Annotated in this window: 16 protein-coding genes and 1 tRNA gene; 9 read left to right on the top strand and 8 right to left on the bottom strand. The window is 47.4% G+C overall.

What is annotated here, in order from left to right:
• Positions 1-50 precede the first annotated feature (50 nt).
• Positions 51-1,091 carry an acyltransferase family protein gene (locus tag TBC1_RS00330; protein WP_062036869.1) on the top strand — a complete coding sequence of 347 codons (1,041 nt, stop codon included), beginning with the start codon at positions 51-53 and terminating at the stop codon, positions 1,089-1,091.
• Between the two features lie 79 nt (positions 1,092-1,170).
• Here the strand turns inward: TBC1_RS00330 and TBC1_RS00325 are convergent, their stop codons facing one another.
• The 7 genes from TBC1_RS00325 to TBC1_RS00295 all read right to left on the bottom strand — a co-directional run bounded on the left by TBC1_RS00325 (position 1,171) and on the right by TBC1_RS00295 (position 11,746).
• Positions 1,171-1,635 carry a methyltransferase family protein gene (locus TBC1_RS00325; RefSeq protein ID WP_062036866.1) on the bottom strand — a complete coding sequence of 155 codons (465 nt, stop codon included), beginning with the start codon at positions 1,633-1,635 and terminating at the stop codon, positions 1,171-1,173.
• A gap of 185 nt (positions 1,636-1,820) precedes the next feature.
• Positions 1,821-5,243 (bottom strand): efflux RND transporter permease subunit, encoded by a 3,423-nt coding sequence (locus TBC1_RS00320; protein ID WP_062036863.1) that lies wholly within the window; start codon positions 5,241-5,243, stop codon positions 1,821-1,823.
• Between the two features lie 7 nt (positions 5,244-5,250).
• On the bottom strand, positions 5,251-6,405 hold the full coding sequence (locus TBC1_RS00315) for an efflux RND transporter periplasmic adaptor subunit (RefSeq protein WP_172668784.1): 1,155 nt from the start codon (positions 6,403-6,405) through the stop codon (positions 5,251-5,253).
• Between the two features lie 57 nt (positions 6,406-6,462).
• Positions 6,463-7,818 (bottom strand): TolC family protein, encoded by a 1,356-nt coding sequence (locus tag TBC1_RS00310; RefSeq protein ID WP_082189416.1) that lies wholly within the window; start codon positions 7,816-7,818, stop codon positions 6,463-6,465.
• Between the two features lie 32 nt (positions 7,819-7,850).
• Complete coding sequence (locus TBC1_RS00305) at positions 7,851-8,495, bottom strand: TetR/AcrR family transcriptional regulator (protein ID WP_062036853.1); 645 nt, start codon at positions 8,493-8,495, stop codon at positions 7,851-7,853.
• A gap of 462 nt (positions 8,496-8,957) precedes the next feature.
• Complete coding sequence (locus tag TBC1_RS00300; RefSeq protein WP_062036851.1) at positions 8,958-9,875, bottom strand: hypothetical protein; 918 nt, start codon at positions 9,873-9,875, stop codon at positions 8,958-8,960.
• Positions 9,876-10,069: 194 nt separating this feature from the next.
• Positions 10,070-11,746, bottom strand: a complete 1,677-nt coding sequence (locus TBC1_RS00295) for a dipeptidase (protein WP_062036849.1) — start codon at positions 11,744-11,746, stop codon at positions 10,070-10,072.
• Positions 11,747-12,036: 290 nt separating this feature from the next.
• Between TBC1_RS00295 and atpD the strand changes: the two genes are divergently transcribed.
• The gene (atpD, locus tag TBC1_RS00290; protein WP_062036847.1) at positions 12,037-13,542 is read left to right on the top strand and encodes a F0F1 ATP synthase subunit beta; all 1,506 of its coding nucleotides are present in this window, start codon (positions 12,037-12,039) and stop codon (positions 13,540-13,542) included.
• A gap of 24 nt (positions 13,543-13,566) precedes the next feature.
• Positions 13,567-13,803, top strand: coding sequence for an ATP synthase F1 subunit epsilon (gene atpC, locus TBC1_RS00285; protein WP_062036844.1), 237 nt, complete (start codon positions 13,567-13,569; stop codon positions 13,801-13,803).
• A gap of 222 nt (positions 13,804-14,025) precedes the next feature.
• Here the strand turns inward: atpC and TBC1_RS00280 are convergent.
• Positions 14,026-14,098, bottom strand: a tRNA-Phe gene (locus TBC1_RS00280).
• A 157-nt stretch (positions 14,099-14,255) separates the two neighbouring features.
• Here TBC1_RS00280 and TBC1_RS00275 point away from each other — a divergent pair.
• From TBC1_RS00275 to TBC1_RS00250, 6 genes are all read left to right on the top strand, one after another.
• Complete coding sequence (locus TBC1_RS00275) at positions 14,256-15,008, top strand: type III pantothenate kinase (RefSeq protein WP_137305318.1); 753 nt, start codon at positions 14,256-14,258, stop codon at positions 15,006-15,008.
• Positions 14,998-16,281 (top strand): hypothetical protein, encoded by a 1,284-nt coding sequence (locus TBC1_RS00270; protein ID WP_062036838.1) that lies wholly within the window; start codon positions 14,998-15,000, stop codon positions 16,279-16,281. Before TBC1_RS00275 ends, TBC1_RS00270 begins: the two co-directional genes overlap by 11 nt.
• Before the next feature lie 19 nt (positions 16,282-16,300).
• Positions 16,301-17,659 carry a tetratricopeptide repeat protein gene (locus TBC1_RS00265; RefSeq protein WP_172668783.1) on the top strand — a complete coding sequence of 453 codons (1,359 nt, stop codon included), beginning with the start codon at positions 16,301-16,303 and terminating at the stop codon, positions 17,657-17,659.
• 10 nt (positions 17,660-17,669) lie between these two features.
• Entirely contained in the window at positions 17,670-18,257 is a 588-nt protein-coding gene (gene lptC / locus TBC1_RS00260; protein WP_062036832.1) for an LPS export ABC transporter periplasmic protein LptC, read from the top strand.
• A gap of 60 nt (positions 18,258-18,317) precedes the next feature.
• Positions 18,318-19,586 carry a hemolysin family protein gene (locus TBC1_RS00255; protein ID WP_062036829.1) on the top strand — a complete coding sequence of 423 codons (1,269 nt, stop codon included), beginning with the start codon at positions 18,318-18,320 and terminating at the stop codon, positions 19,584-19,586.
• Between the two features lie 141 nt (positions 19,587-19,727).
• The gene (locus tag TBC1_RS00250; protein ID WP_062036826.1) at positions 19,728-21,848 is read left to right on the top strand and encodes a peptidylprolyl isomerase; all 2,121 of its coding nucleotides are present in this window, start codon (positions 19,728-19,730) and stop codon (positions 21,846-21,848) included.
• The last annotated feature ends 297 nt before the right edge of the window (positions 21,849-22,145 follow it).

Below are 22,145 nucleotides of genomic sequence, written 5' to 3'. Positions count from 1 at the left end.
TAATCAGTATTTAAGGGTTATCTGCAATACCATACCAATGAAACCGGCGCATGGCGGGCAAACGCATTCCCGATCTTGATTTTCTTCGCGGCCTCGCCATACTGGGAGTACTTTTCAGGCATTCGGCCTGGTACAATAACTTTGCCCGTGCCGGCTGGGCAGGCGTTGACCTGTTTTTTGTGCTCAGCGGTTTCCTGGTTTCAGGTCTGCTCTTTTCGGAATTCAAAAAGTATGGCAGGGTCAGGATCGGACGCTTTCTGATCAGAAGGGGATTTAAAATCTATCCCACGTTTTATGTATTCCTGATAACCGCCTTTCTCTTCAATGCATGGATCAACGGCCATACGTTCCCAATGAAGGACATGCTGGCGGAAGTCCTTTTCCTGCAGAATTATCTTCAGGGCTGCTTTATGCACACCTGGTCGCTGGCCATTGAAGAGCACTTTTACCTGCTGCTCTCCCTTTTCGTTTTTCTGATGCTGCGGGCAAAATGGCTTGATAACCGCAGGCTGATGACCGGAATACTCATATCTTCCATTCTGCTTGTTACGCTGTTGCGGATGCATTACTTCTTCGTCCACCGTCACGAGCCCTACCTGGAAATCTACTACACTCACCTGCGGATGGATGGTTTGCTGCTGGGCGTTCTGCTGTCGTACCTGTTTCATTTTACTGAAGGCTTTCACGCATTTACCCATAAGTATAAGCCCGTTTTGCTGATTGCCGGTTTCGCGCTGATCAGCCCCCTGTTTTTTGTCAGGGCAGGGAGCATGTTTTTCAACACCCTGGGATTTAACGTTATTCACTTAGGATTTGCCGTCTTCACCGCCTATGCTGCCAAAGGTGACCTGACTGCGGCCATCGGCAAGTTCAGGCCGGCCGGCTGGCTGATCCGGATGATCTCATCCATCGGTATTTACTCTTACTCTATCTACGTGTGGCACCTGCTGCTCAGCGATTTCATCGAAAAAGTGCTGAACCTTAAAACCGGAGGGGTGCTTTATCTGGCAGTTACAATTATTGCAGGCACCCTGCTGTCGAAACTGATCGAACAGTTCTTCCTGCGCATCAGGGAGAAAACATTTGCTTAATCCATAAATCGGATAGAATCTTTATCCGGGAAAGGCGGCTGGCGGGCGGTTTAAGCGACCCGCCACACCGCTCCGCTTTTTACCAGATAAAGGGAATCAGCCTGAAGGTGCTCCGGGTATACTCCCGGTAAGGAATAAAGGCTTTTTTCAGGTAATCTTCCTCGATGTGGAGTTTCACAACAAGCACGATGGTCAGGGCAATGGCGAACGCCAGCCTGATATAGCTGAAATGCCCGGCTACCATTGGCCAGATGGTCAGTAATATGGCCGTGTACATCGGATGGCGCATTAGCCGGTAAGGCCCGTGGGCAACCATCCTTCCGTGTGGTTTAACATGAGGGCTGATGTTAAAATTTCCGATTCTGATGGTATAAATGGCATAAAGCCCCAACGCGATGCCGGCAAGGATAAACCCAATGACCCACAACTTCAGATTGGTGACAGGACTGGTCAGCAGTATCAGTCCGATCAGCAAAAACTGCAAAAATACCAGTATCCATGCAAGGTATGACCTGCGTTTCCCCATCCGGGTGGTATTGAACATAATTTCAGGTTTTCAGAAGCGGGAGCTCAGGCCGCTTCACATGTTACTATTTACATATATCAACAAAAAATTTGCAGATTTTATTGTATGGGTCAGGATTTTAATCAGCCTTCCCCGGCGCCGGCTTATAAAAACGGAAAAACGGGATGACCAATGCATCCCGTTTAAAGTAAAAACTGACAAAACTAAGCTTTTCTGCCAGCGAAAGCCCTTACTTTAAGCCGGACCATATAAAAGAGATGATACATGGCCGGCACGACCACGAGGGTAAGAAAAGTGGCAAAGGTAAGCCCGAAGATGACCGTCCAGGAGAGCGGCCCCCAGAAAATTGCGTTGTCGCCTCCGAAATAAATGTCCGGGTCAAATCTTGCGAAAAGGCCCTCAAAATCTATGTTCAATCCTACGGCCAGCGGTATAAGTCCGAGAATGGTAGTTACAGCGGTAAGCAATACCGGACGGAGTCGGGTTCTGCCGGCCTGGATCACGCAGGCGATGGATTCCTTTACCGGGAGATCATCGCTGAGGGCAATGCCCATTTCCGTTTTCTTGTTGGCTTTCAGCAAGCCGATATAATCAATCAGTACGATGGCGTTATTCACCACCACACCGGCGAGAGATACGATACCGACACCTGTCATGATCACCACGAAGTTCATTCCGAAGGTGGCCAAACCGCCGAAAACCCCGATGGTGCTCAGCAGCACACTGATGAGGATGATGAATGGCTTTACCACAGAGTTGAATTGTCCCACCAGGATCAGCAGAATAACGGCTACAGCAATCAGCAGCGCCCTGACGAGGAATGCCATGGATTCCGCCTGCTCTTCCTGTTCGCCTGTAAAACGGTAGTTGTACCCTTCGGGGAAATCCATATCGGCCAGAATAGGTTTCAACTGATCGTTGATCTCAGTGGCATTGTACCCTTCGATCACATTCGACCAGATGGTGATCACTCTGTTCCGGTCCTTGCGCAAAACCGAACCATAGGTAGAACTGAGTGAAACATCGGCCACCGCGGACACCGGCACCTGTACGATTTTTCCGGAAGCCTGGTCGCGGAAGGTAATGCGCTGGTTAAGGACTGAAGCCACATTGTAACGGTATTCATCTTTCATCCTGAGTTGTATCGGATAATCATCCTCTCCCAGTTTAAATTTTGAAACTTCGCTGCCGAATACAGCCGTACGTATGGTTGAAGCGATCTGCCCGGTTGATAGACCGAAGCGGCGGGCCTTTTCACGGTCAATGGTCACATTCATCTCAGGCTGACCCAGATCAAGGTCAATCTGCAGACCCTCAATGCCGGGAATGCGGGAGGCGTTCATCCTGTTGATGGCCTCATCGGTAACATCAAGCAGTTTGTTGAAATCCCTTCCTGCGATTTCAATGTTGATGGCTTTCCCGACCGGAGGCCCTTCATTCTGCTTCTCTATGGTCATAACCACACCCGGATATACCCCCAGCAGGCTGTCTGACAAGCGCTTCAGCAGTTCGTCGGTATGAATGCCAGCCCTGTCCTTATAATCGAGGAAAGTTACCGTTATCAGTCCGCGGTTGGGGCCTCCCCCCCTGCCTGAAAAACCTTCATTTTCGCCAACAGCACCACTACCCACATTGGTGAGCACTGATTTAATGATCTTTTTTTCCGGCGCCAGAATCCTGTCAACATCATTCTCAATTACATTCATCAGTGAATCGGTAAAATCAATATCAGTTCCCAGGGGAAGTTCAGCCAGAATGTTGATATACTTCGGTTCTCCGGAAGGGAAGAAGATAACTTTGGGATTGCTGCCGAAGTAAAAGCCCATCGTCAGGAACATCAATACAAAACTGCCGGTGAATACCCAAAGGGCATTCCTCCGTTTCAGGGCAAATGCCAGTGTTTTTGCATACAAGTTCTCGACCCACACCAGCAGCACTGTCTGAAACCAGCGTGCAAGGCGGTTGAGAAACAACAAATTGGCTATTCCGATCAGGGCGAACAATACCAGCAGGTTTGCCGGCATATTTAAGCCTGCAATGTAAAGCGGAATGGCAACACCGGTCATGGCACCGGCCACAATGAGCGTCCTGCGTACCTCGGGTCGGTCGTTAATGTCCTCTTTTTTATAGAAAACCATTGCTACCACCGGTATAATTACCAGGGCCGAAAACAGGGAAGCAGTAAGTGTAATGATCAGGGTCAGCGGAAGATACTTCATAAACTCACCCATGATGGAATCCCAGAAAATCAGCGGAAAAAATGCGGCCAGGGTAGTGGCCGTTGAGGTGATGACGGGTACCGCAATTTCTCCTACAGCCCTGCGGGCAGCTTCAAAAGGCTTTAAACCCAATTCATCGGTAAAACGGTGGAAGTTTTCAATAACCACGATGGCGTTGTCGACGAGCATACCCAGGGCAAGGATCAGGGAGAAAAGCACCATCATATTGATCCGGAAGTCCATCAGGCCCATGACCATGAATGAGATAAACATGGAAAGCGGAATGGATAATGCCACAAAGAGTGAATTCCGGGTTCCCAGGAAGAAAAACAGGATACCGATCACGAATATAATTCCCATGATCATACTGTTCTCGAGGTTGCTCAGCTGGTTGCGGATCTCCTCCGACTGGTCGTTGGTAATGGTAATGACAAGGTCCTGGGGAATGGCTTTGGAAGCCCTGGCATCGTCGAGCAGTTCGAAAACCTTTTTCGTTGCATTCAGCAGGTTTTCACCGCCCTTTTTCACTACCTGCAGCGAAACGACCGGCTGCCTGTTCAGCCTTGCATAACTGTCAGGGTCCTCAAAGCCAAAACTTATATCGGCCACATCGCGCAGATATACAATGTTGCCATCCTCATGCTTGATGATGATACCGGCAATTTCCTCCACCGAAGTGAACTCCCCGGCTATCCTTAAAGCACGACGATCGCGGCCTACCCTGACATCGCCGCCCGACATGGAAACATTCTCATTCTTTATCGCGCTTTCTATATCCCCGAAACTCAATTCCATGGCATCCAGCTTGTGCTGATCCACCTGTACCTTAATTTCCTTTTCCGTTACACCTTTGATCTCAACCTTTGAAACCTCCTGAAATGTTTCTATTTCATCTTCCAGATATTCGGCATAGGATTTCAATTCATTGATGCTGTAATCGCCCGAGAGGTTGATGTTTATAATGGGAAACTCGGTAAAGTCGATATCCGTAACCATGGGATCCTCCAGCAAATCCGACGGAAGGTCATTTTTTGCCTTATCAACAGCGTCCTTAACATCCTGAAGCGCGGTTTTGATATCCACATCCGTGTTGAATTCAACAAAAATATTTGATACATCCTGGCTTGAAGTGGAGGATAGTTCTTTGATGCCGTCAACAGACTCGATTTCCTTCTCCAGATGACGGGTAATAAGGTTCTCAATATCCACCGGCGGGTTCCCGGGATATATGGTCTGAACCATTACCGTCGGGATCACGATATCGGGAAAAAGTTCCTTGGGCAGCGAAGTGTAGGAGTATATCCCGAAAAACATCAGAATTGACATCAGCAGGAATACCGTATTCTTATTTCTGAGCGCCCAGGTAGTCAGTCCGAAATTCCTGGGTTTACTGTTTTGTTCTGACATTGTAGTATTATTTTGCCGTTTTTACTGAGTCAACAGAAAGATATACCCCGTCACTTACCCGGTTAAATCCGTCCTGAATGATCTTATCACCCTCTTTGAGTCCCGAGATGACTTCGGTACGGCCAAGAAAGCTTCTTCCGGCCTGTATGTAAACCTTCTGCGCGACGAAATCAGGGCTGTTGCTTTTCGCGGTATAGATGTATTTGCCCTTCAGGTCTTCCTTGATAAGGCGCGAAGGGATAATCAATGCCTGTTCGTTCCGGTAATCGTTGATCAGCAGTGAGGCCATCATATTGGGCTTGATGGTTCCGTCAGTATTGTCAAACTTCACCTGCACTTCAAATGTCCTGTTGCCGGGATTGATGTTGCTGCCAATCCTGTCGACCCTGAGTTTTCTGGAAACTTCAGGATATGAGGGGAACTTCAGCACTATTTCATCACCTTTCCTGATGAAGGGCAGCAGCGCTTCAGAGACATTTGCTTTAACAAAGAGCTCGTCAAGATTGATCACATGGATCATGGTCATGCCGGGCATGGCCAGCTCTCCGTTTTTCTGTGCAACCCGCTCAACCACCCCTGAAACCGGTGATACCACCCTCGCCATATCCAGTTGAGCGTTGAGGGTTGCAAGGCGGTTTTCAAGGCTTTCCTTGTTATTTTTCGCTTCCAGGTACTGCATCTCTGAGCCGATTTTCTGATCCCATAACCGCTGCTGACGCTGAAAAAGATCGGTGGCCAGTTTCAGGGAGGTCTGAACCTCCTCTATCGACTTACGGGTAACCTGTGTGTTGAGCTGAGCCAGTAGCTGACCTTTCTGAACCTTGTCGCCTTCCTTCACATATATCGTTGTAATCTGTCCACTGATTTCCGGACTGATAAAGGCTTCGCGCACCGCTTCAACATTCCCGCCGGCTTCGACATAATGTTCAAACAAGCCGGGAGCAACCTCCTCAAGCACAACGGGGATACGATTGACTTTATCACTGCCATTCTCCAGCCCTGCCAGTTGTTTTTCCAGTTCTTTGATCCTGATATCGATTTCCTTCGATTCTTTGTGATAGGCATCGAGTTGTTTCCGCAGGGCCTCAGGACTATTATCCTGTCTGCAGGATGATACTACCAGCATGCCTGCAATGGCGATGAGTGAAATGACTTTTTTCATTTGAGGTAATATTTTGAAGATTTTTGTTTTCATGGATATTTCAGGGTTTTTGCTTTTCTATTCCGGATTTTCAAGCAGGCTTTCCATCGCCACGCTTCTGTTAAGCACATTGAGAGAAGCGCTGATGTATTGTGATTGTGAATTCAGGTATTGATTGTGGGCATTCATCAGATCGAGGCTGCCGGCCATCCCTTCCTGAAATTTAATACTTGTACGCAGGTATATTTTCCCCGAGAGTTCGCGGTTCTGCTTTGTTGTACCATAGGTAAGCAGGGCGTTCCGCAATTCGCTTCCCGCATTCTCGTGTTGAATTCTGAGGCTGCTGCCCACCTGCTCCTCGGCAATATGTGTTTTTTCCACCTGAACCCTGGCCTGCCTGACTTTAGCCATCCGCTCCCCGCTGCTGAAAATGGGGATGTTCATATTTATCCCCCAGACCGAACTTGAGTACCATTTGCCCAGCGGATCAAAGAAATCCCATTCTGCCCGCTGCGCCTGGGTCTGGTAATTCAGGAATGCCGAAACGGAAGGCAGGTAAAGGCTCTTTTGTCTTCTGAGGTCCAGATAGGCCAGTTCCTGTTGCTTTTTCAGTATGCGGAAGTCAATATTGCCGCCCGGAGTAAATGACCTGTCGAGCAAGGCGGCCGGAGCCATTTCGTCAATAAGTTCACCCATGGTCTGGGTAAGTATTACTTCGCTGTTTCCCGGAAGCCCAAGGTGATATTTCAGAAAACTCCGCGCAACCGAAAGTTGATTCAGGGCATTGGCCCTGTTTACCTGAAGTTCGGAAACCATCAGCTGAAGCTGATCGTATTCGGTTTCTTCCGTAAGTCCGTTTTCGTATATAATCCTGGTTTCGCCGGCCAGTTTCTCTGTAATGGCCAGGGTAGAATCCAGTATCCTGATCCCTTCCTGGGTGGCAAGAACCAGAAAATAGGCTTCCGAAACCGTCTTCTTTATATCCACCACGCTTTTTTTACGCTCTTCTTCGCTTTTTGCAAGAAAAGTGCGTGCAGCCTGCAATCCAACCAGATAGGAACCGCTGAAGATCAGCTGATTTACACTTAGGCCGGCATTTCCGCTGTATTTCGTGCCAAACTGCACTTCTATATCCTGCCCCGGCTGCCCGAAAAAATCACCGGGTACCAATTGGACAGGAAGGCCAATGTTGTCGTTGTATCCGACACTTGCGTTTACCTGAGGCAGACCGGTAGCCGTCAGCTCCTTTACCTGCTGTCTGGCTGTTTCAACATCCGCGTCTGACTGCCTCACGGTAAAGGCCCGCTCCGCGGCGATCTCACGGGCCTGCTTCAGGCTCAGGGTGACCGTTTGCTGCGCTGTTGCCGGAATTCCTGACATCAGCAGTAACCCCATTAGTAAAATAACAGAGGTTTTTATCTTCATCTTTTTCATTTCACAGGCTTGAGTTGTTGTGGTTTATATAGTTAAAGACCCATTTCACTTTTCTTCTTTTCGTAGTAGGCCAGTCCATCAGCATTGGCAATGCCCCGGATGTGGTTGTCGAACATTACCTGAAAGACCTTTTCCTGTGAAAAATCAACAGAAGACAAAAACTCAGGATCATGAACATCTATCAGTTTCTGAACATACAGTTTTGCAACCAGGTCGGCATTGAGGTCATCGCGATAGATGCCTTCCATTACCCCCTGCTCAAGATTCTCCTTGATTTTGAGGTAAACATGATCGCGCTTGGCCTGCACAAAAGCCCTGTACAATGCCGGATAGTATTTCTCAAGATCAAAAGCAATCACCGGGTTCATCTCCCTGATTTCTTCGCTGATCTTCACGCTTACATGCAACAGAATATCAATTGCATTCATGCTTCCGGCAGAATCTACAACACACGCATTGCTGCACTCAACCTGCCTTCTGAGCAGTTTTTCAATCAGATCGGGTTTGTTGTCAACATATTGATACAACGTCTTTTTTGACATGCCCAGCTCCCTTGATATATCGTCCATCGAAATGCTGCGGATTCCGTATTTACGGAAAAGCATCCCGGAAGCATCAATAATCGTGAGCAGTTTATCATCCATGGCATCAATGGTTTTGGAATTGTCAGGAAACATAAGTGTCATTAAACGTTTCCGCGTGTAGATTGTTCGTTCGTCCTGTTGTTTTCCGGAACAAAAGTATTTCAGCCCGAAAAACTGTTAAACTTATTATCGGTGAATACAATATTTTATCAGATGAACGGATGGAAACAAGGGATGAACGGGACCGGGCATTTTAAAGAAGGGTAAATTGCCATGGATGGGCGCGATCTTGAAAAGCCCTGATTAAACAATAGCAAGACTATGAAAGTCTGAACGGATAACATACTCCTTGCATGGCAAAGACAGGTAGGTAAAATATGCTGCCGGATGTTGTCTTCCGGTGCCAACCTCTCCGAAAACTTTGAAATCAATGCACGACCAGCTTACCGCTTGATCTGGCCTGCCGGCTTCAGGGAGGTTGATTGAATCCGGGATCAAAAAAAATGCCGGACAAAACAGCCGGCATCTGAGAAACTGATAAGTATGCAGAAATTTCTATTTGAGTTCAAAACTGGTTTGACCGATCTCGAAGTCTTCAGCATAAACCGAAACCACATATACTCCTTCGGGAAGGTTTTCTTTTGCGGAGCGGTTAATCCAGTATGTGCAGATATCCATGGCCTGGTTCTGGTAATTTACAGTTTCGCGCATGGTATATTGGAGGATTTCCCCTTTATAACTAAACGAATAATCATCACCCCGGCCCCTGGCAAGGATTATTTTGTCGGGCCGCGCGATGCGGACGTAGATATCTTTGGCCCCGGCCGAAAGCAGGGGATTTTCGCCAAGGGTAAAGCAAACCTTGATCTTTTCCACGCGCTTGGCCTTATCGGTTATACGTTCCTTGTCGCCACTGCCGCGAACTCCCGACGCTGTTATCTTGTAGGCCCTGAGCACAGCGGCCATGGTCACTTTTTCGGTAAGGGCTTCCTTGTCCTTCAGCAACGAGCTGCTCTTTTGCTGTTCCATCTGATAGCTCGAACGGATTTGTTCATTTTCGGCTTTCAGTTCCTGGTTTACCGTATAGAGCGAATCTATCTGCTTCAGGTAACCCTGAGAAATCGAGCGTAACCGATCGAGTTTCTTCTTGACTTTGTAGAACTCATACTGGGTATCAAGCAGTTTCCTGATTTCCAATGCGTTCGCCTGAATAATGCTATCCTTGGCCACCAGTGAATCAGAGAAAGTCCCGTACTCCAACTTAATATTGTTGTGTTCTGTGATGAGGGAGTCAAGTTCATGCTGCAATTCAACCCTTTGCTTTTCTTTTTCCTCGAGCAATGAACCCAGGCGCGAACGGGTCGAAAGATAAAGCCAGGTCAGCAATGCCAGCGCGGCAAGAAGTATAACGATAATGATCAATGATTTGTTGCGGCTTTTGTTGCCAACGTTGATATCATTCATACTGTCCATATTTCAGCAGTTTTATTGCAGATCATCCTTGAAGTTGATTCCTTATTAAGGAACGTAAAACCGTGTGCAAAATTACAGATTTTAAAGAGATTCCGCATATTTTATTTTATGGGTTAAACACGATAAACAACAGGGGGATAAATCCTTATAGGAAATATCCCCCTTTTCAGATAAATCGGCGGTACCTTTATTTATTAATGGCTTCCCCCCTGGTATTTGAACTTATCACCGGTTTTCTCGATGATCATACGGTAATAGGACTCATCATAACCCGGGAATTTAACTTTCGGATTCTGATTGTTTCCGTCCTTAACTTTTACATTTCCATCGAGATATTTGGTAAAAAGGTAGCGGTAAAGTTCTTTCCAGCGCATCACCGTGCTGTTTCCCTGATTTACGGAATAATCCGTGAGGAATTCACGTGCCTTGGCAGGATCTTTCTGATACAATTCAACCGCCGCTTTGTCGACCACATCCGTATAGGAGATGAATTTACCTTCGAGCGCCGACTGCACCTTCTGAATGTCTGCAATCATGTCTTTGTAGCGTGTATAGGCAAGGTTCGAAACCTGGTTGAAAACCCAGAAAGCGGAATTGTCGGAAAACTCCATCATGCTGCCATTGCCAACAGCGTATGTTTCAGGCACTTGCGTAATTCCGCAATACATCGGTACATATACGGTGCTGTAAGTATCGTCGACACTGAACCAAAGAATGCCGCCAACGGGATCGGGCAGCCATCCGCGCGATTGGGCAACAAAGGAAAAGCCGGTCTGCTGGGTAGAGATGGCCCTTTCGTGGAAATAGGTTTCCCCGTCCACTTTCCAGGTCATCGGTCTCCAGCGGACGATCGACTGATAAGGCCCGGCCCCGACATCCTTTGTCATATCCAGTTCAGTTCCCTGATAATAATCCCGCATCATACCGATCACATCTCTTACGGTAAGTTTTCTGTCGGGTTTAACCCAGAGCGGCATGCGGTTCTTCAGGTCATGTCCTTTGGCATAATCCGCGTATTTATCCATTCCGCTGCTCACCTGGTTGAAACCGGCCCAGACCCTTGCTTCACAAAAGCGGGCGGCTCCGAAGTCGAGGGGCGCATAAGTGTCAGAGAAACTGAAATCCTGATCGGCGCCTGTATAATAGCCCTTCTCTCTAGCGAAACTGATAACATCCGGTGAGTAGATGCAATTTTCCGGGTCATTCAGCGGGAAAGTGGTGATACGTGCCTGGTTGGCATGGCCCGAGATGTACCCGTCAGGAATGCGCATGGCTACCCACACGGCTCCTTTATTATGAACGGTACGGGTGCGCCCTCTTTTGTCCTTTACCACCTGAGGCGACCCCTTGCCGATCATCTCAAGGATCCACACTTCATTGGGATCGGAAATCGAGAAGGATTCTCCCGAACTGTAGTAACCATATTCGGCAACCAGTTCGCCCATAATGCGGATGGCTTCACGTGCGGTTTTTGCCCTTTGGAGGGTGATATACATCAGGCTGCCGTAATCAATGATTCCGGTAGTATCAACCAGTTCAGGCAATCCGCCATAGGTGGTTTCACCGATGGCCACCTGATGCTCGTTTATATTACCTACAACGGACCAGGTATGCTTTGCCTGTTTTATCTTCCCGAGATATTTACCTGTATCCCATTCATATACATCAAGCATGGTACCTTCGGGATAATCTGCTGCCGGTCTGAAATACAGCTCTCCGTAAAGCACATGTGAGTCAGCAGCATAGGTAATCATGGTAGAACCATCGGCACTGGCACCTTTGGTCACCAGGAAATTCGTACAGGCCAAAAGGGGGCCTGCCAACAATAGCCCCGCCACAACAAGCAAGGCATTCAAACTGTTTTTTCGCATAGATATGATGATTTATTGATAAAATTTCTGTAGTACCGGCCTGATCAGGAAAATAAACCTCGTCATTATCTGAGACCGGGCAGCCAAAATACAAAAAATTAAAACGTTACCACCTTCCAAAAATTATAAACGCGCGCATCTTCCCGTCCGTAACCGGTATTCCCTGAGATTGGCCTGAATCAAAGCCGGGACATTTCCGGTGTTGAGTCCCGGATAATTTATCCCTGAACATTTGTATAAATCGATTGTTTGTTAAATTTGCTCACTTTCAATATTTCAATAAACAAATCATGGCCGAACCCGTAATTGGCAGAATATCACAGATTATTGGCCCCGTAGTGGATGTGTCCTTTGATCAGAAATCCGTTTTACCGAATATTTACGATGCCCTTGAAGTCACCAGCGACACAGGGCACGTGATCGTGCTGGAATGTCAGCAGGATATCGGAGAAAGCACCATCAGGACCATTGCCATGGACTCAACCGACGGCCTGCACCGCGGGATGAAGGTGGTTTCGAAGGGACAGCCCATCTCAATGCCGGTGGGTGAAGATGTGAAAGGCAGGCTTTTCAATGTAATCGGTGCGCCGATTGATGGACTTGGCGCGGTTTCCGGACAGGAGACCTATGCCATCCACCGTGAACCCCCGAAGTTTGAGAACCTTACCACCCAGAGTGAGGTGCTTTATACCGGCATCAAGGTGATCGACCTGATAGAACCTTATGCAAAGGGTGGAAAAATCGGTTTGTTCGGTGGCGCCGGCGTTGGTAAAACCGTGATTATCATGGAGCTGATCAACAACATTGCCAAACGTTATTCAGGCCTTTCGGTCTTTTCGGGCGTAGGCGAACGTACCCGGGAGGGTAACGACCTGCTCCGTGAAATGATTGAATCGGGCGTTATCCGTTATGGTGACGCATTCCTTGAAGATATGGAAAAAGGCGGATGGGACCTCAGCAAGGTTGACCGCGAGGAACTGATGAAATCGCAGGCGACACTGGTGTTCGGACAGATGAATGAGCCTCCCGGAGCCCGCGCAAGGGTTGCCTTGTCGGGACTTACCATGGCTGAATATTTCCGCGACGGAGATGAAAAAACCGGCGGCCGCGACATCCTTTTCTTTGTAGATAATATTTTCCGCTTTACCCAGGCAGGTTCTGAAGTGTCAGCACTTTTAGGCCGCATGCCTTCGGCGGTGGGATACCAGCCCACCTTGGCAACCGAAATGGGCATTATGCAGGAGCGCATTACCTCTACCAAACGCGGTTCCATCACCTCGGTGCAGGCGGTTTACGTGCCTGCTGATGACCTTACCGACCCGGCACCGGCCACCACCTTTGCCCACCTTGACGCCACCACCGTACTCAGCCGTAAAATCGCCGAGTTGGGTATCTATCCTGCCGTTGACCCCCTCGATTCCACCTCACGCATCCTTTCGCCCGATGTTGTTGGCGAAGATCATTACCGCACCGCCCTCAGGGTGAAGGAAATCCTTCAGCGGTACAAGGAACTCCAGGATATCATTGCCATCCTGGGAATGGACGAACTTTCGGATGAAGATAAACTCGTGGTTTCCCGCGCCCGCCGTGTTCAGCGGTTCCTTTCGCAGCCTTTCCATGTGGCCACCCAGTTCACCGGAATCCCGGGAACTTTTGTTGCCATTGAAGATACCATCAAGGGCTTTAAAATGATCCTTGACGGGGAGATGGACGAATATCCCGAAGCGGCCTTTAACCTGGTCGGAACCATTGAAGAAGCGATTGAAAAGGGTAAGAAAATGATGGAAGCCAAATAAATTCGCTTCTGCAAGCTGCTGTTTATGAAACTCGAAATCATTACCCCCGAAACCACCCTCTTCAACGCCGAAGTTACCCTGGTGCAACTGCCTGGTAAATCAGGATCATTTGAGATCATGCACAACCATGCGCCTATGATTGCAACACTGAAAAAGGGAAAGATTAAAATTGTGGACCCTGACAAGAATATCCGATACCTGGAAATCAACGGGGGGACCCTTCAGGTACAAAACAACAAAATACTGATTCTGGCTGACTGATTTGCTTAATGTTACAATAAACAGATCCGGTATTTCACTTCTCCACCATTTTCAACGGCTTCGGCACCAGCAGTGCTGATTTAAAGGACCTGAAAAAAAGTAACGCTTTACCTGGCATTACTCAATAACCAATTGTGGCTTGCGCTGTCTGAAACACCAGGGGATGGGGCAAGAAAGAAACCGCGTTAAACAAAAAAACCGGCTTTCGCCGGTTTCTTTCGGTGGTATCGGCCGGGATCGAACCAGCGACACACGGATTTTCAGTCCGTTGCTCTACCTACTGAGCTACGATACCCCGTTTTGAGGCTGCAAAGGTAAGCAAGAAATATTCAATTTAACAAATATTTTAAAAAAAATTCTCTCCCTCGCCTGAAAATCAGGTAATTTTGCAACCCGTCACCATATTTTGCGACGAGCGCGGCACCCATTGTGCTGATCACCAAAAAAACAGCATGAATTCAGGCCTTCAGGACAATTCCTTCAGACTCATCGTTGATCTTGGCAATACCAGGGCAAAACTGGCTGTTTATGAAGGCGGGCGCGTAGTTTTACTCGAAACAGCAGAAAACCCGGATCCTGAAAAACTTAAGGCGCTGCTTCCGGAACAGTTCATCCCGTCGGGCGCCATTATCAGTTCCGTTGCGGGAGATCCCGGACCTTACATGAAGGCCCTGGGCAATTTCAGGTGGATCAACCTTGACTACGATACCCCGCTGCCATTCACAAACCACTACCTTTCACCCGAGACGCTCGGGAGGGACAGGATTGCATTGGTTGCCGGCGCGAGGCACCTTTTTCCGGGCTCCGACCTGCTGGTAATAGATATGGGCACTGCCATAACCTTTGATTTCATCAACGGGCAGGGCGAATACAAGGGTGGGGCAATATCTCCGGGACTCACCACCCGTTTCAGGGCACTGCATAATTTTACAAAACGTTTACCGTTATTGAACCCTGTAGAAATCAATTACCTGACAGGGCGGACAACTGATGAATCTATTTTGTCCGGAGTAATCAATGGCATCAGGGCTGAAACAGACGGTATCATTGAAGAATACTTACATCTGTATCCCCAACTAAAAATAATTCTTTCAGGAGGGGATATGTTTTATTTTGAAAAAAAACTGAAAAATAACATCTTTGCAACCCCCAATCTGGTGATTACCGGATTGAAACAAATACTCGACTACAATCTTGAAAAGTAAACGCGCTATTACACTGCTGCAGACACTGATTTTACTCCTCTGCATCATTCAGGCCTCAGGGCAGAACCGGATCAGTTCCCCGTATTCCCGCTTTGGCATTGGCGACCTGATGCCCAACAGCAGTGTTTATAACATGGCAATGGGCGGAATATCCTATGGGGTAAGTTCTCCATTCTTTGTCAATACTGCCAACCCTGCGACCTACACTTCGTTTGACACCCTGTCATTTGTATTTGACATCGGGGCTTACACCCGGCAATCGAAACTGATCACACAGAACCTGAGTCAAACGGCCAATTTTACCTCTCTGGGATACCTCTTGTTCGGGTTTCCGGTAACCCGCTGGTGGAGAAGCAGCCTCGGCCTGCTGCCTTACAGCGGAACCGGGTATCAAATGATTGACAAGCAGGTTGACGATGTTTTGGGAAGTTATTCCCGTGAGTACGAGGGTAGCGGAGGAATCAACAAGTTTTACTGGGGAAACAGCATCTCAATCACCCGCAGGCTGAGCGCCGGATTTAACCTGACTTATCTTTTCGGAACCATAGAGAAATTCAGCGCGACCACTTTCCCTGATTCAGCATACAGGATGAATTATAAAATCTCGACATCCACCAAAATACATGACCTGATGCTGAATTACGGTCTGTATTACAAATACAATTTCAGTAACGGGATTCAGCTGGGTGCCGGACTGGTCGCCGGAAACAACAGTAAAATCAGTGCTACCGAGAACCGATTGGGATACCGCTATTTTATTACCAGTGCAGGCGTGGACAATGTGATTGATACCGTACTGAACGAACCTTCCGTGAAGGGGGATATTCTGCTTCCTGCCAATATAGGGTTCGGATTTTCGCTGGCAAAAACCGATAAATGGCTTGTCGGGGCTGATTACCAGTTGCAATTGTGGGAAAAATATCGTTACTTTGATCAACCGGACTCGTTGAAAAACAGTATGAGGTTCTCTGTCGGGGGGCAGTACACTCCTTCCGTCTCAACAGTCTCAAACTATTTTCAACGTATTACTTACCGTGCAGGTTTCAGGTATTCAAACAGTTTCCTGGAACTGAGAAATCAACGGATTGATGAGTTTGGCATAAGTTTTGGATTTGGACTACCACTCCCGCGTACCAGATCCACAATCAACCTTGCTGCGGAGATCGGGACAAGGGGTACAACAACTGAAAATCTGATAAAAGAGAACTTTGTCCGTTTCACCTTGGGTCTTTCCATCTTTGAACGGTGGTTCATTATCAGGAAATATGATTAACAATAAAAATTACGATGTCATGAAAAAGGGTGTAAAAGCATTAATCTTCCTCCTGATGATCAGCCTTGGTTTTACCGGGGTATCCAGGGCGCAGACCGATGATGATTCTGAAGAAAAGGCAACAGCTGCCGGTCCGAAATACGGTGCTGATTCAGCCACCTGTGTAATGCACCTGTCATTATACCGGGAGTTTTATAAGCAGAAAAATTATAAAGATGCCTTGCCGCACTGGCGCTGGGTGTTTTTCAACTGCCCCATTGCCAGCCAGAATACTTACATCGATGGTGCCAAAATCATCAGCACTAAGGTTGATGAATGCAAAGATCCTGCTTTGCGCGAAAAACTGATCGATACCCTGATGATGGTTTATGACCAGCGTATACGGTATTTCAACCGCGAAGGCTATGTGCTCGGCCGTAAAGGCATCGATCTTTTCACTTACCGTACAGATAAAACAGAACAGATTTATCCTGTGCTGAAGAAGTCGGTAGAACTGGCAGGGAAGAAGTCGGAAGGCGCTGTGCTGGTCTATTACTTCAGGGCCATCATCTCCATGGTTGACCTTCAGAAAATGGATAAATCAGCCATTGTTGACGGCTACGATCAGATCAGTGAGATCATTGATCATAACCTCAAACTGAATCAGGACAATCCCAAAAAACTGGCCAACTGGGAAAACATTAAGGCCAACGTCGAATCAACCTTCGAACCGTTTGCAACCTGCCCGGATCTGATCAGTATTTATGATAAAAAATTCACCGAGAAACCGGATGATATTGAATTGCTGAGCAAGATCACCAATGTGCTTGAACGCAAAAAGTGCACCGATTCGGAATTATTCTTCAAGGCCACAGAAAAGCTGCATAAACTGCAGCCCAGCGCCCAGTCGGCTTACCTGATGGGCAGCCTGAACCTGGAGAAGAACAACATCTCCAAAGCCGCTGAATATATGCAGGAGGCCGCCAATCTTTTCGAAGACAATACCGACAAGATCAAGGCGCTGAACCTGCTGGCCAACATCAATTTCAACCAGCGCAATTATTCACAGGCCCGTGCCAACGCGCAGAAAATACTGCAGCTTGATCCCAACTACGGCAAAGCCTACATCCTTATCGGCGATCTCTATGCTGCCAGTTCCTCAATGTGTACAGAGGATGACATGGGTGGAAAAACCGTATTCTGGGCTGCAGTGGATAAATATGTGAAAGCCCGCAGCGTTGATCCTTCGGTCGAAGCAGAAGCAAACAATAAGATCGGCCAGTACTCAAGACACTTCCCGCCGGCCAGCGACCTGTTCTTCCGCGACCTGAACGAAGGTGGTTCCTATACAGTCGGATGCTGGATTAACGAATCCACTACCATCAGGGCAGCCAAATAAGTCTTGATTTGTGAAATCCTTTTCAGGTAAAACCCTTATTAAAATTACGCCCGGAAGCGTTGCCACCTTCATCCTGGTGGCAGCGCTTTTTGGCTGTAAAAACGACCCGGGTGAAATCGCCCGGCTCAATCAGCCTGACACCAGCGCAACAATGTACGCAAAAGAAGTAAGCATCTCGGAAAGCGAACAAGGCAGGATCAAATATACCCTCACCGCCCCCGTGCTCCGTCGCTACGAGTCCCCCGAAGGCGCCGTGATCAGGTTTCCGGAAGGATTCAGGGTAATTTTTTACGATTCGCTGAATCCGGAAAAGGTCAGGACGGAAATCACCGCCGATTACGGCATTAACAACGAAATGGCCAAAACAATGGAAGCCCGGCGCAATGTGGTGGTGACCAATTACCTTAAAAATGAAAAACTGAATACGGAACATCTTATCTGGAACCAGCAGACGAAAAGGGTGAACTCGGATAAGATGGTTTCCATTACCACCCCTGATAAAATCCTTTATGGTGAGGGCATGGAAGCAGATGAAAAATTCTACAGCTGGACAATCAAAAAGCCCAGGGGAGAGATGTATATCAATGAAGACCAATAGACTGATGAGGAAATACTTCCAATAATTACTAACTTTGCATAAAACTGTTTTATAATCCAGATGGAATTACTCATTCCTGTTGTAATTACAATTCTTTTCTCGGCATTTTTCTCCGGTATGGAGATAGCTTTTGTTACAGCAAACAAGCTGAAGATAGAGGTTGACAAAAACAAGGATTTTCTTCCGGCCAGGATACTCTCCAAATTCGTTAAAAAACCTTCACGTTTTATCGGTGCACTGCTCCTCGGGAACAACATTGCCCTTGTAATTTATGGTATCTATATTGCCCGTATCCTTGAACAACCGATAAGGCAGCTCCTCCCCTCAGTAGCCGGGGCAGATGCAGTGCTGCTGATCGCACAGACGCTTGTATCGACCCTGATTATTTTACTGTTTGCAGAGTTCCTGCCAAAAGTTCTTTTCAGGATCAATCCGAACAGCATACTGAGTTTTTTTGCCATCCCCATTTACCTGTTCTATATTCTCTTTTATCCGGTCATCTTCTTTTTCATCGGGCTTTCAGAACTGATACTCAAATATCTCTTCAAGGTGAATATCACCCAGCCTGACTATGCATTCGGAGTGGTTGACCTCGACCACTTTCTGAGCGAATCCACCGCCAGCAAGCCTGAGGAGAGCGACGATTATCAGGAAATACAGATGTTTCAGAATGCGAGGGATCTGGGAAATATCAAACTGCGTGAATGCATGGTCCCCCGTAATGAGATCATCGCGCTGAACCAGAATGAATCCATTGACAAACTGAATGAATTGTTTATTGAGTCGGGGCACTCCAAAGTGCTTATCTACCAGGATAGCATCGATAATATCATCGGCTACACCCACTCTTATGATCTTTTCAGAAAACCGGCATCCATAAGGGAAATCACAAAACCTGTGATGATTGTTCCGGAAACCATGCCTGCAAGCACCCTGTTGAATAAGTTTATGGGCGAGCGCAGGAGTGTGGCGCTTGTGGTGGATGAATTCGGCGGTACTGCAGGCATGCTGACCATTGAAGATATTATCGAGGAGATTTTCGGTGAAATTGACGATGAATATGATGTTGAGGAGCTGGCCGAAAGACAGATCGACGAGAATACCTACCTCTTCTCGGGCCGTCATGAAATTGATTACCTGAACCAGAAATACCGCCTGGGCCTTCCGGAATCGGATGATTATGAAACACTTGCCGGATTTATCATTTCGTACCACGAAAGCATTCCGGCCGAAAACGAGGAGATTCGTGCCGGCAATTTCCTCTTTACCATTATGCGTGCCTCCGAAACCCGCATCGAAGAGGTTTTGCTCAAAGTTAACCCCGCCTGATACATACTGAAGCCCTTTTTGATTTTACCAGCCCGGATAAGGCTATACTGTTTATTTACATAATTTTAGCCAATGGACAAAATAATTTTTATCCTTAAACTTTTATTGTAAATTTGCACCCTCTTATAAAAAACTTAAAAAATGGCTTTAATCGGAGATATTCGTAAACGTTCAGGATTACTCGTTATCATCATCGGTGTGGCGCTGGCTGCTTTTGTACTGGGTGACCTTTTGTCGAACCGCAGCCCCAGGCGTGGCATCAACACCATTGGCAAAATAAACGGAGAACAGATACTGGCTACTGATTTTAACCAGCGTGTGGATGAAAACATTGAAGCCAGGAAACTGAATACAGGCAATGAAAACCTGACTCCCGACGAGCAGTTCCAGATCAGGCAATCCACCTGGGAACAGGTAATTAACGAAGCCCTGTTGCTTGAAGAAGTTGATCAGCTTGGCCTGACTGTATCCACCCAGGAACTTGACGATCAGATCAGGGGAAAAAATCCGCATACTTACATTCAGCAGAGTTTCCGCGACCCCGAAACCGGCGCTTTCGATCCTGCCAACGTCATCAGTTTCCTTCAGAACCTCGATAACGTTGATCCGCAGATGAAACAGCGCTATCTTACCATCGAAAAAGCCATCAAGGAAGACCGGCTGAATACCAAATACCGCAACCTGATTGCAAGAGGTTTCTATGTACCCGCCGCTTTTGCCAAACGCGACTATGATGCACGCAACACCAAAGCCAGGGCCCGCTACTACGGCGCTTCTTACACCAGTATTGCCGACAGCGTGGTAACAGTTACAGACGCAGATTTTGAGAAATTTTACAAGGAAAATAAACACAAATACCAGCAGGAAGCATCAAGGGATATTGAATATGTAGCCTTTGAGATCCTGCCTTCACAGGAAGACCGCGACAAGGTCACCGAGCAGGCCAGAAAACTTTACGATGAATTAACCACCACCGAAAATGTGGTTTCGTTTGTGAACGCGACTTCCGATGAGCGTTACGACAGTACCTGGATGAAAAAGGGATCCTTGCCCTATCAGCTTGACTCCCTGATGTTTAATTCACCTGTTGGCACAACATTCGGCCCGTATATCGAAAACAATGTCTATAACATGGCAAGACTGGTAGATGTACAGTCGCGCCCCGACTCTTTGAAGGCCAGCCATATCCTGGTTACTTACAAAGGAACCAACGTTAATCCGGCAACTACCTTAACAAAAGAACAGGCTAAAGCCAAAGCCGACAGCATCCTGAATGTGGTAAAGGCAAGTGCCGCCAAATTTGATGAACTGGCAGAAACCATGAATGACGACCAGACCGCCGCTAAGACAAAAGGTGACCTGAACTGGTTTGCTGATGGCGCCATGGTTCCTGCATTCAACAATGCCGTGCTGAACGGAAAAACCGGTGACATCACCGTAGTTGAGACACAGTTTGGCTATCATGTGATTAAAATTACCGGCAAGACGGCTCCGGTGAAAAAAGTGCGTGTTGCCATGGTAAAACTGGCCATTGAACCCAGCTCAAAGACCATGCAGGATGTATATACCCAGGCCAGTCAGTTTGCCATCGAATCAAAGGATGCCGAAGGGTTCAACAAACTGCTTGAGGAAAAAGGCTACACCAAACGCCTGGCCGAGCGCATCAGCAAGGATCAGAACTCCATCCCCGGCATTCAGCAGGCCCGTGAAGTGGTCAGGTGGTCATTCGACAGCAAAAGGGAAATTGGTGACATCTCCCCCGTTTTTGACCTTGACGACAGATACCTCGTTGCCAACCTGAAAGAAATCCGTGAAAAGGGCGTACCGACTCTTGAGCAGCTCAGGGAATTTATAGAACCCCTTGTAAAACGGGATAAGAAAGCGGAGACTTTGATCGCTGAGATCAACAAAGAGATCAAGACCCTTGCCGACCTTGACAAAGGCTACCGCGCGCTCGGGATGAAAGCCGATACCAATGAAATTGCCTTTGCCGCCTCAAACCTTCCCGGTTATGGAAAGGAAGATGAAGTAATCGGCGTACTCTTCACCCTGGATGCAGGTCAGATGTCGAAACCGGTAAAAGGAAACCAGGCCGTATTTATTGTCGTGAACGACGAACTTGTCGCCGCTCCTCCCAAAGACGATTTTACCACGGAAAAACGCATGCTGCAGAACGCTTTCCGTACCCGCGCCCAGCGTGAAGCCACTGAAGCTTTGAAACGCAAGGCAGAGATAGAAGACAATCGTTTGATGTTCTTCTGATCTGAAACAGAAATAGTTCAAAAGGCTTCCGGACCGGAAGCCTTTTTTTTGAAATATTTTTATGCGCAGGCATCCGGTTTTGCCATAATTTCATTATTTTTAACCTTCTGTTATATATGTGCCACCAGTCAATTGATTGCTGCCACGGAGAAATTACATTCCGTACGTTTCTCAGGAATTGTAACCCATTGACAATACCGGAAGTCAGATAATCATTCATCACCAATAACTGAAAATTATTCTAACATTTATCTCAACCAGGGCCCATCTGCATAATTAGAAAAAGGTAGTCCTGAA

This window comes from Lentimicrobium saccharophilum, assembly GCF_001192835.1.
GTDB lineage: Bacteria > Bacteroidota > Bacteroidia > Bacteroidales > Lentimicrobiaceae > Lentimicrobium > Lentimicrobium saccharophilum.
This window is presented reverse-complemented; position numbering and strand designations above follow the sequence as displayed.

Coding starts and splice junctions, on each gene's coding strand:
- TBC1_RS00330 (WP_062036869.1), top strand. CDS start 51: ATGGCGGGCAAACGCATTCCCGATCTTGATTTTCTTCGCGGCCTCGCC.
- TBC1_RS00325 (WP_062036866.1), bottom strand. CDS start 1,635: ATGTTCAATACCACCCGGATGGGGAAACGCAGGTCATACCTTGCATGG.
- TBC1_RS00320 (WP_062036863.1), bottom strand. CDS start 5,243: ATGTCAGAACAAAACAGTAAACCCAGGAATTTCGGACTGACTACCTGG.
- TBC1_RS00315 (WP_172668784.1), bottom strand. CDS start 6,405: ATGAAAAAAGTCATTTCACTCATCGCCATTGCAGGCATGCTGGTAGTA.
- TBC1_RS00310 (WP_082189416.1), bottom strand. CDS start 7,818: ATGAAAAAGATGAAGATAAAAACCTCTGTTATTTTACTAATGGGGTTA.
- TBC1_RS00305 (WP_062036853.1), bottom strand. CDS start 8,495: ATGTTTCCTGACAATTCCAAAACCATTGATGCCATGGATGATAAACTG.
- TBC1_RS00300 (WP_062036851.1), bottom strand. CDS start 9,875: ATGGACAGTATGAATGATATCAACGTTGGCAACAAAAGCCGCAACAAA.
- TBC1_RS00295 (WP_062036849.1), bottom strand. CDS start 11,746: ATGCGAAAAAACAGTTTGAATGCCTTGCTTGTTGTGGCGGGGCTATTG.
- atpD (WP_062036847.1), top strand. CDS start 12,037: ATGGCCGAACCCGTAATTGGCAGAATATCACAGATTATTGGCCCCGTA.
- atpC (WP_062036844.1), top strand. CDS start 13,567: ATGAAACTCGAAATCATTACCCCCGAAACCACCCTCTTCAACGCCGAA.
- TBC1_RS00275 (WP_137305318.1), top strand. CDS start 14,256: ATGAATTCAGGCCTTCAGGACAATTCCTTCAGACTCATCGTTGATCTT.
- TBC1_RS00265 (WP_172668783.1), top strand. CDS start 16,301: ATGAAAAAGGGTGTAAAAGCATTAATCTTCCTCCTGATGATCAGCCTT.
- TBC1_RS00255 (WP_062036829.1), top strand. CDS start 18,318: ATGGAATTACTCATTCCTGTTGTAATTACAATTCTTTTCTCGGCATTT.
- TBC1_RS00250 (WP_062036826.1), top strand. CDS start 19,728: ATGGCTTTAATCGGAGATATTCGTAAACGTTCAGGATTACTCGTTATC.